The sequence below is a fragment of the Streptomyces sp. NPDC030021 genome (assembly GCF_055574035.1).
The window spans coordinates 1-11,056 of record NZ_JBVIAH010000037.1 but is presented as its reverse complement, the minus strand read 5'-3'; the positions used below and the strand labels follow the sequence as shown (position 1 = coordinate 11,056).

The window sequence follows — 11,056 nt, the reverse complement described above, 5'->3', positions numbered from 1 at the left end:
CCATAAATCGCCCATGATGGTAACCGGGAAGAGGGTCAGGCCCCCAATGCCCGCCGGAGCCGGTCGGGGTTCACCCTCCAGAAGGTGTGCTGCTCGCCGTCCACCAGCACCACCGGAATCTGCTCCCAGTGCAGCCGGTAGAGCTCCTCGTCCTGCGAGATGTCCTTCTTCTCCCACTGCGCACCCGTCTCGGCGCACACCTTCGCGACCACCTCCTCCGCCTCGTCGCACAGGTGACACCCCGGCTTCCCGATGAGCGTCACCGTCCGCTCGCCGGGCTGCTTCTTTTCCTTACGGCGCAACAAAGGGCTCATGCCACCCATTCTCCCGCGCCCTCACGTAACAGCAGCGCCCCGAAGAGTTCACACCTCCGCATCCCATCGGTTCGGGAACTCCCGAACACAGTGGCTATGCTCGCGTCATGGCCGCTCTCGGATGGCTCCCCCCTCGTCGGCGCTCCGCCACCGCACGCAGCGTGCTGGCGGGCGAGGCCTCGGCCGAGGCCGCCCGCAAGACCGCTCTGGCCGAGGCCCCAGCATTCACCGAACCCGAAACGGAACCGGAAGCCCTCGCCGAAGAGGGCCCGGAGCAGACCCCGGACGAGCCCGTCTTCCCGGTCGCGGGCGACGATCTCGCCGCCGCCTTCTTCGACCTCGACAACACCGTCATGCAGGGCGCCGCGATCTTCCACTTCGGCCGCGGCCTCTACAAGCGCGAGTTCTTCCGGCGCCGCGAGCTCGCCCGCTTCGCCTGGCAGCAGGCCTGGTTCCGGCTCGCCGGGGTCGAGGACCCCGAGCACATGCAGGACGCCCGCGACAGCGCCCTGTCCATCGTCAAGGGGCACAAGGTCTCCGAGCTGATGGCGATCGGCGAGGAGATCTACGACGAGTACATGGCCGAGCGGATCTGGCCGGGCACCCGCGCCCTGGCGCAGGCCCACCTCGACGCCGGCCAGAAGGTGTGGCTGGTCACGGCCGCCCCCGTGGAGACGGCCACAATCATCGCCCGCCGCCTCGGCCTGACCGGGGCCCTGGGCACCGTCGCCGAGTCCGTCGACGGGATCTACACGGGCCGCCTGGTCGGCGAGCCCCTGCACGGCCCCGCGAAGGCGGAGGCGGTCCGCGCCCTGGCCGCCGCCGAGGGGCTCGACCTCGAACACTGCGCCGCGTACAGCGATTCGCACAACGACATCCCGATGCTGTCACTGGTCGGACATCCGTACGCGATCAATCCCGATACAAAACTGCGCAAGCATGCCCGTACCAACGACTGGCGGCTGCGCGACTATCGGACCGGCCGCAAGGCCGTGAAGGTCGGCGTCCCGGCGGCCGCCGGCGTCGGCGCGATCGCCGGCGGCGCGGCCGCGGCCATCGCCCTGCACCGCCGCCGCAAGTAACAACGCCAGGCCCGGGGCCCACGCGCCCCGGGCCCGCCCGGACCACGGCCCGGACCCGGGCATTCGCTCACCTCTACCCGCGCCCCCGGCGCGGCACTCCGGCATGCCCGACTCGGTCGCGGGACCCCTTGGAAGCGTCCATTCCGCGTACCCAAGTGATCAAGAATCGATCACCAACTGCGACCGAATATGCCCTCGACACGCAACGGAAGTGTCGGAACCGGTGATTTGTGCAACTGGGTGTAGTGCTGCCTGTACGAAGCGTTATTCTCCTCAAACGCATGCCACCGGCCATCTGTCGCCACGACGGGTGAACGGTCCCGCACTGCACGTGATGGAAGCTCTGCCTCTGGGAGTCCCGTGTACCCACCTGTCGGGGTTGACGCCTCGGGCCTGGCTCAGCTGCGCGCAACGGTCCTCGACCACCTGCGCGGCTTCGTCCCCACCGCGTACGCCGTCCCCGCCTTCGCCGCCGCAGTCCCTGCCGGCTTCGGCCCGGCCGGTCCTTGCTATGCCCTGACCGACGGCGGCGCGACGGTGGGCAGACGAGGTCGCGCCGCCGGCGGCTCGAACGCCGCCGGCACCGGCACCCAGGCCACCACCCACCGCCGCCCCACGGCGGACAGCGACCAGGCCCGCATGATGGACCTGGTCGAACGCGCCCAGGCGGGCGAGGCCGAGGCCTTCGGCCGCCTCTACGACCAGTACAGCGACACGGTCTACCGGTACATCTACTACCGCGTCGGCGGTAAGGCGACCGCGGAGGACCTCACCAGCGAGACGTTCCTGCGCGCGCTGCGCCGGATCTCCACCTTCACCTGGCAGGGCCGCGACTTCGGCGCCTGGCTCGTGACGATCGCCCGCAACCTGGTGGCGGACCACTTCAAGTCCAGCCGGTTCCGGCTGGAGGTCACCACCGGCGAGATGCTCGACGCGAACGAGGTCGAGCGCAGCCCCGAGGACTCCGTCCTGGAGTCCCTCTCCAACGCGGCCCTGCTGGAGGCCGTGCGCAAGCTCAATCCGCAGCAGCAGGAGTGCGTGACCCTGCGCTTCCTGCAGGGCCTCTCGGTCGCCGAGACGGCCCGGGTGATGGGGAAGAACGAGGGCGCCATCAAGACGCTCCAGTACCGGGCGGTGCGCACCCTGGCCCGTCTCCTCCCCGAAGACGCCCGCTGACCCTCCGACACCACACAACCTCACATTCGGTGACGCCTCGATGACGCTGTGGTCAGATCATCCTTCGTCCGTAACCCAAGTGCCGCGACGCTCGTTGTGCGGAATGCAGGCTCCCTGTGGACACGCTTTGCCCGAAGCCGCTCACTCGAAAGTGTGGATGCGCTCAAGGAAGGCAACCTTCCGGACACCTTGGGGAGTCGATCGTCATGACGAGAGGAGGTGCCGCCAGTGATCGCGAACGTGACCCCGCACCGGCGGGCGAACGCCTTCGCCCAGGCCCTGGAGGATCGGACCCTGTCCGATCTTCCGGATCCGGACTCGGCGGCCGAGCAGTCCGAGGCACCTGCCGAACCTGCCGACCACGACCGGCTGTTGGCCCTGGCGAGCGTGCTCGGCGAAAGAATGCCGCGCCCAGTGCTGGACCCCGAGGTCAAAGTGGTGCAACGAGCCCAGCTCATTGCCGCCATGGAGACCATGGTGCTGGAGGAGAGGGCCGGGGGAGGTGCCGCCTCGGACCCTCAGGTGCCCGAACAGCGGACCGGCCGCGGCGCCCACCGGGCGACCCCGCTCCGGAAATTGCGGCCCCGCTCCCGCTGGTCCAAGGGCATCGCAGCGGGCGGCCTCACCGTGGGTGTGGCCGCCGGGGCCTTCAGCGGAGTGGCCGCTGCCAGCACCGACGCCCTGCCCGGTGACCACCTCTACCCCGTGAAGCGGGGCATGGAGGACCTGAAGCTGGGGATGGCCGACGACGACTCGGACCGGGGCGAGCTCTATCTCGACCAGGCCTCGAACCGTCTGTCGGAAGCCCGCCGGCTGATGGAACGAGGCCGGCTGGGCGACCTGGACCACGAGTCCCTGGGCGCCATCCGCCGCGCCCTGGCGGGTGTGAAGCACGACGCGGAGGAAGGCCACCGCCTCCTCCAGGCCGCGTACGAACGGGACGGCTCGCTCGGCCCGATCCAGAAGCTGTCGTCGTTCTCCCGCTCCCACCGCGACGCCTGGGGCAAGCTCCGCGAGAAACTCCCGGCGCAGCTCACGGACGTGGGCGGTGAGGTGGAGTCGGTCTTCCAGGCCATAGACGAAGACGTGGCGCCGCTGCAGAGCCTGCTCCCCAAGCCACCGGAGCAGACCCGCGGCACCGGAGGCACACCGGGCTCGTCCGCCAAGCCGGGCGGCACCCCCAGTGGCGGCGGCCACCCGTCCGCCCCGGCCGCCGGCACGCCGTCCGGCAGCCCCGCGGCGCCGTCCCCCTCGGGCAGCTCCCGGCCCCCCGCCGGCGGCCTCCTCGGCGGTACGGGCGACCTGCTCAACCCGCCTGCGGGACAGTCGGCCCCGCCCCCCTCGGGCACCCCGGAGAACCCGAAGCCGGACATCACCATCCCGCCCCTGCTCCCGGGACTCCTCCCGGGCCTGGGCCTGGGCGCGGAGGACGCCGAGTAACAGGAAGGGCGGGGCTGCCTCGGCAGCCCCGCCCTTCCCTTCGGCCCATCCGCCCTTCGGTTCTTCCGCCGACCGTGCGTCAGAAGAACACGGACCGCCGCTGCACCAGCAGCTTGTAGAGCGTGTGCTGGATCTGCTCCCGCACCTGGTCCGTGAGGTTGAACATCAGCATCGGGTCCTCCGCCGCCTCCGCGGCGTACCCGTCCGTCGGGATCGGCTCCCCGAACTGGATCGTCCACTTCGTCGGCAACGGCACCGCACCCAGCGGCCCCAGCCACGGGAACGTCGGCGTGATCGGGAAGTACGGGACCCCCAGCAGCCGCGCCAGCGTCTTCGCGTTGCCGACCATGGGGTAGATCTCCTCCGCCCCCACGATCGAGCACGGCACGATCGGCGTCCCCGCCCGCAGCGCCGTCGACACGAACCCGCCGCGCCCGAACCGCTGCAGCTTGTACCGGTCCCCGAACGGCTTCCCTATCCCCTTGAAGCCCTCCGGCATCACACCGACCAGCTCCCCGGCCTCCAGCAGCCGCTGCGCGTCCTCCGCGCACGCCAGGGTGTGCCCCGCCTTGCGGGCCAGCTCGTTGACCACCGGCAGCATGAACACCAGGTCCGCCGCCAGCAGCCGCAGGTGCCGCTCGGCCGGGTGGTGGTCGTGCACGGCGACCTGCAGCATCAGCCCGTCGAGGGGCAGCGTCCCGGAGTGGTTCGCCACGATCAGCGCACCGCCCTCCGCCGGGATGTTCTCGATGCCCTTGACCTCGACCCGGAAGTACTTGTCGTACAGCGGCCGCATCAGGGACATCAGGACCTGGTCCGTCAGTTCCTTGTCGTAGCCGAAGTCGTCGACCTCGTAGTCCCCGGTGACCCGCCGCCGCAGGAACGCCAGCCCGCCGGCGATCCGGCGGTCCCAGCTGTCGCCGGGCGCCGCTGCAGGCGCCGGCTCCGGAACCGCCGGCGGCTCCACCACCGGCTCGGCGGCGGGCACCGCCCGCACCCGGCGGGGGATCCGCCGCCGCGGCCGGTCCTCGTCGAACGGAATGACCTTGGCGTCCGCCACTATCGCTTCGCTCCTTCAGCCGCGTAGGCGTCGTCCTTGAGCCCGTCGAGCCCGTCTGCGTCCAGCATGGCCGCCACCCGGTCCACGACCCGTCCGACCCGCTCCGGCGGCAGCAGCCCGGTCCCCCGGCTCCGTGCGAAGTCCGCGAAGGTCTCAGCGGTCGTGTAGAGCGGATCGAAGCCGAGCACCTCACGCATCTGCGTGGTCTCCACGACCCGGCCATGGGTGAGCAGCCTTATCTGCTCCGGCGAGAAGTCGCTGGCCCCGACCGCCCGCAGCGCGGCGCCCACCCAGTTCAACGCGGGCAGCAGCAGCGGCAGCGTGGGCCGCCCGAGCCGCCGCGAGCACTGCGACAGCAGCAGTACGCCGTCACCCGCGATGTTGAACGTCCCGCTGTTCAGGGTCCCGCGCCTGGGCTCGCGCGCCGCCAGCCGCAGCACTTCGAGGACGTCGTCCTCGTGGACGAACTGCAGCCGCGGGTCGTACCCCAGCACGGTCGGCATCACCGGGATCGAGAAGTACTCGGCGAGCGCCGAGTCCGCGAAGGGCCCCAGGATGTTCGCGAACCGCAGGACGCACACCGCGACGTCCGGCCGTCTGCGCGCGAAGCCCCGTACATAGCCCTCGACCTCGGCGGCGTCCTTGGCGAAGCCGCCCGCCGGGAGGGATTTCGGCTCCGTGGTCTCGGTGAAGACGGCCGGATCCCGGGGGGTGCCGCCGTAGACGCTGGTACTGGACTTCACCACGAGCCGTCGTACCGTCGGCGACTTCTGGCAGGCCCCGAGGAGCTGCATGGTGCCGATGACGTTCGTTTCCTTGACGGTGCTGTGCGCACCGCCCGTTCCCGCACTGCCTCCGGTGACCGCAAGGTGGACCACCGTGTCCACGGCGTGCTCGGCCAGCACTCTGGCGATCGCCGACTGTCTGATGTCCGTACGGACGAACTCCGCCGATCCGAGCCGGTGCGGCGGTGTCACCGCGTCCACCGCGATCACCCGCTCGACGTCCGGGTCACGCTGGATCCGGCGCACGAAGCGGCCGCCCAACTGCCGGGCAGCCCCGGTGACGAGTACGACCTTCCCCACGAGCTCAGCGCCTCCCTCGAAGAAGTCCCCCGGCTGCACCGCAGCCCCTCCACCAGGATGGTGGAGGGGCTGCGGAGAACACGTACAGCTGCCGTTTACTTCTTGTTACGGCGCTGGACGCGGGTGCGCTTGAGCAGCTTGCGGTGCTTCTTCTTAGCCATCCGCTTGCGCCGCTTCTTGATAACAGAGCCCACGACTACCCTCGCTCACTTCTCTTCACTGGTGCGGGGCGTCTGGGCCCACACGACCTACGTCGGCCTAGCCTACCCGCCCGAGCTCTGAGCTTGTAATCCGAGCGCTTCCGCGTCGTAGCCAGGGGCGTCCCGAGCCTCAGTCTCAGGCCGACTCCACCCCCACATAGGACTCTCGGAGGTACTCGTGGACCGCGTTCTCGGGGACCCGGAAGGACCGGCCCACCCGGATTGCGGGCAGATGACCGTTGTGCACCAACCGGTACACGGTCATCTTCGACACTCGCATCACCGAGGCGACCTCCGCCACGGTCAGGAACTGAACCTCACTGAGAGGCCTCTCGCCAGCAGCCATGACACACCTTGACCTTCCGCGCATGACGGGCACCGGCTTCCCCTCCGGTTACTCCTCGTCGTCGCACGCTCACTCCCCAGAGTAGGGGCGCGTGATACGAGTGGGGAAGAGGAGCTACGGCCACTCCTGCCGCCCCGTCAGACTCGCACGGCCGAGCACGTACCGCGTGAGCGGTCGGTAGTAGTCCGCTCGCACCGCGTCATCAAGTGGAACGGCCACCGAGACCCGCCCCTCGGCCTCCCCGACGAACAGCGCGGGATCATCCGTATCCGCCAGCCCGATGGCCTCCACACCGAGCTGACCTGCACCGCAGACCCACCCGTGGTCCCCCACCACCAACTCCGGCAGCGGCCCGCCGGCCTCCGCCAGAGCCCCCAGCGCCACCCGGACCGGCAGCGGCGAATGGGTGTGCACGCCGGTCGCACTCCCCGGCACCCGCACGCCGGGTTCCCGCACCAGTGCGACCCCCCGTACGTATTCGATGCTGTACGTGCGTACGCCGAACCGGGTCGCCATGTCGACACTCACCCCCTGCGCCGGAGTGAGGACAACACATCCCGCCGCCGACAAAGCCTCCGCCAAACCGGCGTAGAAGCCCAGGAGTCGATGCGGATGGCCCGTCCCGAACAACACCGGCGACCGCGCCCTCGCCGCCTCGCACAGCCGCCCCGCGAAGGCCTCCAGCGCGGCCACCGTCCGCTCCGGATCGATCACGTCCGGCCCACTGACGTGCGCCGGATCCGCCGAGACCCCGCACTTGTCCGCCATCAGCCTCAGCAGATCACCCTCGCCCCACGCCCACTCCGGATCCAGCCCCAGCATCACCCGCGGATCCCGCGCCGCGAACAGCCGGTAACTGCGCAGGCTCTCCTCCCGGGAGGTGGCGACGGGCCCGGCCAACCGGGCGGCCAGCAGATGCGCACGCAGCGCGCCGGTGCTCAACACCCTCCGATGCTGCCCCAACGCATCTGGCGGTTCATCAATTCCACCGAACAGCCCCACAGTTGGCGTAACGATGCATCAACTTCGCCGCCGCAGTTCCGGCCGCACGCTCAGGTCAGCATGCCGCGCAGCGGGAACACCGCCCGACGCGTGGCCAGAACGGCCTGATCCGTCCGGTCCGCCGGGTCGTAGCCCGCATCCCAATCCGGCCACGACGGGGTCCGCCCGTCCGTCATCCGGGCCGGCGCCAGCTGCCGCGTCCGCGCGTACACCTCGTCCCGCCAGGAAGCGGGCACCGCCGACTCGGGATCCACCGGCCGGTGCGCGGCGATCCCCACCAGATGCGTCCACGACCGCGGAACGACGTCCACCACCGCGTACCCACCCCCGCCCAGCGCCAGCCACCGCCCGTCCGCGTACTCGTGCGCGAGCCGGTGACAGGCCTCCTGGACGGCCCGCTGCGCGTCCAGCGAGACCGCCAGGTGCGCCAGCGGGTCCTCGAAGTGCGTATCGGCCCCGTGCTGGGTCACCAGCACCTGCGGCCGGAAGTCCGCCAGCAGCTCCGGCACGACCGCGTGGAAGGCCCGCAGCCAGCCCGCGTCCCCGGTACCGGCGGGCAGCGCGATGTTCACCGCCGACCCCTCCGCCCCCGGACCGCCGGTCTCCTCGGGCCAGCCGGTCTGCGGGAACAGCGTCCGCGGATGCTCGTGCATCGAGATGGTCAGCACCCGCGGGTCGTCCCAGAAGGCCGCCTGCACACCGTCCCCGTGGTGCACGTCCACGTCCACGTACGCGACCCGCTCGGCCCCCAGCTCCAGCAGCCGCGCCACCGCCAGCGAAGCGTCGTTGTAGACGCAGAAGCCGGCCGCCCCGCCCGGCATGGCGTGGTGCAGCCCGCCGGCGAAGTTCACCGCGTGCTCTGCCTCACCGTGCCAGAGCGCCTCCGCGCCCGCCACGGACTGCCCGGCGATCAGCGCGGAGGCCTCGTGCATCCCGTGGAAGGCAGGATCGTCCAGGGTCCCCAGCCCGTACGAACCGTCCGCGACCCCCGGGTCGGCGGACACCTCGCGCACCGCGGCGACGTAGTCCTCCCGATGGACCAGCCGCAGCGTCGAATCCCCGGCCGCGGGCGCCGCCCGTACCTCCATCGCCCGGTCCAGCCCGAAGGCACGCACCAGGCCCATGGTCAGCGCCAGGCGCACCGGGTCCATCGGATGGCTCGGTCCGAAGTCATACCTCGTTACCGCCTCGTCCCACATCAACAGCCCGGTCACCGGCTCGCCGCTCATGCCGGACACCGTATCGGGCGCCCTCGGAGCCGAACGAGCGGGCTTGGAAGAGTGTCACCAGGACCAGCGCCATCGGCACCAGCATCGCGCCCCGGTAGCTCCAGGCGTCGCCGACCGCACCGACGAGCGGAGACCCGATCAGGAAGCCGACGTAGTTGAAGATGTTGAGCCGCGCCACGGCCGTGTCGGACGCACCCGGGAACAGGCGTCCCGCGGCGGCGAAGGTCTGCGGCACGATCACGCACAGCCCGATCCCCAGCAGCGTGAAGCCGAGCATCCCCACCCACGCCCCCGGCGCCGCCGCCACCACGGCGAACCCGGCGGCCGCCACCAGCGTCCCGGCCCGCACCACGGCCGCCGCCCCGAAGCGCCGCACGCCCAGGTCCCCGACGGCCCGCCCCACGAGGGTGGTCACCATGTACACGTTGTAGGGGACGGTCGCCATCTGCTCCGAGCTCCCGAGCACGTCCTGGAGGTACTTGGCACTCCAGTTCGCCACCGTGGAATCCCCGATGTACGCGCACGCCATCACCAGGCAGAGCGGCAGCAGCAGCTTGAAGCCGCCGGTCCCCAGTCCCTTCCCGCCGGTCTCCCCCTGGCCCGCCGTCCCGTCGACGTAGCGCCGGCTCCCCAGCAGCGCCAGCGGCAACAGCACGACCACGGCCGGCAGATAGCTGACGAAGAGGTTCAGCTCCCAGTGCGCCCCCGCCCACGCGGCCGAAGCCCCCAGGATCCCGCCGAGGCTGTACGCGGCGTGGAAGCCGAGCATGATGCTCCGCCCGTACGCCCGCTGCAGGCTGACCCCGAGCATGTTCATCGAGGCGTCCAGCGCACCCACCGACAGCCCGAACGCCCCCAGCGCCACCGCCACGTGCCACATCTGGCCGCCGGCTCCGACGCCCAGCAGGGACAGCAGCACCAGCGGCTGCGCCCATCGCAGTACGGCGCTGGGCGCCACCCGCTTCACCAGGTGCTCGGTGGCCACGCTCGACGCCCCCGCGAGGACCGGCACGGCCGCGAGGAAGGCGGGCAGCAGGCCGTCGGATATCCCGTACCGGTCCTGGATGGCCGGGATCCGCGTCACGAGCAGCGCGAAGGCGACGCCTTGCACGAAGAAACTGAACCCCAGAGCGCCGCGGCCGCGCCGCAGCCGCACATCATCCGTCATGGCGGGTCAGCGTAGGGCCACGGGCTACCCGTGGGTAGAGAGATCACATACCCAGTCCGGCCTCCAGCCCGAGCATTCCGGTGAGCTGCTTCATGTCACCGAAGTGCCCGGTGGCCCCGGCGAGCTGGTCGGCGGGCAGCATCGCCGTGAACGCGAACACGTCCATGCCCGCGGCGACGGCGGCCTGGATGCCGAGCGGACTGTCCTCGACGACCACACAGCGGGCGGGCTCCACGCCCATCTGCCGCGCCGCGTGCAGGTACAGATCCGGGGCCGGCTTCCCCTGGCCCACGTCCTGCGCACTGAAGATCCACTCCTCCTCGAACCACCCGTCGAGCCCGGCCACCCGATGCCCGGCCCGGATCCGGTCGTGACTCCCGGAGGAGGCCAGGCAGTACCCGACCCCTTGCGCGGTCAGCGCCCCCAGCACCTCCTCCACGCCGGGGACGGGCTTCAGCTCCTGCTCGAACGCGGCGACGGTCCGCGCGTACAGGGTCTCGTCGAAGTCGGCCGGCAGCTGCTGCCCGGTCCGCTCGACGACGAGGTCGTGCACCCGGTGCACGGCGGCCCCCATGTAGTCGCGGACCGACTCCTCGTAGGTGGTCGGGTGCCCCAGCTCGGTCAGGTACCCGGCGAGGATGCTGTTGGCGAGCGGCTCGCTGTCCACCAGCACGCCGTCGTTGTCGAAGATGACGAGGTCGTAGCCCATACCCCCACAGTACGAACTAAAGGGACGTAGGGCCCGTCTCGCCGGGCCGCCGACGACGCGTCACCGGGCTGCTGCGGCCATTCGGACGACAGACGGAAGGCCGCGAGCACGGTCACCGACCCCAGAACGCAGAAAAGCCCCGCACCATAAGGTGCGGGGCTTCCGCAATGATTGTTCGGCGGCGTCCTACTCTCCCACAGGGTCCCCCCTGCAGTACCATCGGCGCTGAAAGGCTTAGCTTCCGG

12 protein-coding genes and 1 rRNA gene are annotated in these 11,056 nt (G+C 70.8%); 3 read left to right on the top strand and 10 right to left on the bottom strand.

What is annotated here, in order from left to right:
• Positions 1-35: 35 nt before the first annotated feature.
• The gene (locus tag ACZ4YL_RS39730; protein WP_314247780.1) at positions 36-323 is read right to left on the bottom strand and encodes a glutaredoxin family protein; all 288 of its coding nucleotides are present in this window, start codon (positions 321-323) and stop codon (positions 36-38) included.
• 98 nt (positions 324-421) lie between these two features.
• On the opposite strand from ACZ4YL_RS39730, the gene ACZ4YL_RS39725 reads away from it, so the two are divergent.
• From ACZ4YL_RS39725 to ACZ4YL_RS39715, 3 genes are all read left to right on the top strand, one after another.
• On the top strand, positions 422-1,396 hold the full coding sequence (locus ACZ4YL_RS39725; RefSeq protein ID WP_468123240.1) for an HAD family hydrolase: 975 nt from the start codon (positions 422-424) through the stop codon (positions 1,394-1,396).
• A gap of 360 nt (positions 1,397-1,756) precedes the next feature.
• Positions 1,757-2,572, top strand: a complete 816-nt coding sequence (locus tag ACZ4YL_RS39720; RefSeq protein WP_030757828.1) for an ECF subfamily RNA polymerase sigma factor, BldN family — start codon at positions 1,757-1,759, stop codon at positions 2,570-2,572.
• A gap of 228 nt (positions 2,573-2,800) precedes the next feature.
• A complete protein-coding gene (locus ACZ4YL_RS39715) occupies positions 2,801-4,012 on the top strand; it encodes a DUF5667 domain-containing protein (protein WP_468123238.1) in 1,212 nt (403 codons plus the stop codon).
• Between the two features lie 79 nt (positions 4,013-4,091).
• Here the strand turns inward: ACZ4YL_RS39715 and ACZ4YL_RS39710 are convergent, their stop codons facing one another.
• The 9 genes from ACZ4YL_RS39710 to rrf all read right to left on the bottom strand — a co-directional run.
• Positions 4,092-5,072: a lysophospholipid acyltransferase family protein gene (locus ACZ4YL_RS39710; protein ID WP_468123237.1), complete on the bottom strand. Its 981-nt coding sequence runs from the start codon at positions 5,070-5,072 to the stop codon at positions 4,092-4,094.
• Positions 5,072-6,157: an NAD-dependent epimerase/dehydratase family protein gene (locus ACZ4YL_RS39705; RefSeq protein ID WP_468123235.1), complete on the bottom strand. Its 1,086-nt coding sequence runs from the start codon at positions 6,155-6,157 to the stop codon at positions 5,072-5,074. The genes ACZ4YL_RS39710 and ACZ4YL_RS39705 overlap by 1 nt, the downstream gene beginning before the upstream one ends.
• A 95-nt stretch (positions 6,158-6,252) precedes the next feature.
• Positions 6,253-6,351 carry a 30S ribosomal protein bS22 gene (locus ACZ4YL_RS39700; RefSeq protein WP_003948845.1) on the bottom strand — a complete coding sequence of 33 codons (99 nt, stop codon included), beginning with the start codon at positions 6,349-6,351 and terminating at the stop codon, positions 6,253-6,255.
• A 142-nt stretch (positions 6,352-6,493) separates the two neighbouring features.
• Positions 6,494-6,703 (bottom strand): helix-turn-helix domain-containing protein, encoded by a 210-nt coding sequence (locus ACZ4YL_RS39695; RefSeq protein WP_008738568.1) that lies wholly within the window; start codon positions 6,701-6,703, stop codon positions 6,494-6,496.
• A 114-nt stretch (positions 6,704-6,817) separates the two neighbouring features.
• Positions 6,818-7,648: a phosphatase gene (locus ACZ4YL_RS39690; protein WP_373038724.1), complete on the bottom strand. Its 831-nt coding sequence runs from the start codon at positions 7,646-7,648 to the stop codon at positions 6,818-6,820.
• A gap of 107 nt (positions 7,649-7,755) precedes the next feature.
• Positions 7,756-8,904, bottom strand: a complete 1,149-nt coding sequence (locus ACZ4YL_RS39685; protein WP_468123296.1) for an acetoin utilization protein AcuC — start codon at positions 8,902-8,904, stop codon at positions 7,756-7,758.
• A complete protein-coding gene (locus tag ACZ4YL_RS39680; protein WP_468123233.1) occupies positions 8,876-10,102 on the bottom strand; it encodes an MFS transporter in 1,227 nt (408 codons plus the stop codon). The genes ACZ4YL_RS39685 and ACZ4YL_RS39680 overlap by 29 nt, the downstream gene beginning before the upstream one ends.
• Before the next feature lie 43 nt (positions 10,103-10,145).
• Positions 10,146-10,811, bottom strand: a complete 666-nt coding sequence (locus ACZ4YL_RS39675) for an HAD family hydrolase (protein WP_468123232.1) — start codon at positions 10,809-10,811, stop codon at positions 10,146-10,148.
• Positions 10,812-10,984: 173 nt separating this feature from the next.
• Positions 10,985-11,056: ribosomal RNA gene (gene rrf / locus ACZ4YL_RS39670) — 5S ribosomal RNA — on the bottom strand; the annotation flags it as partial.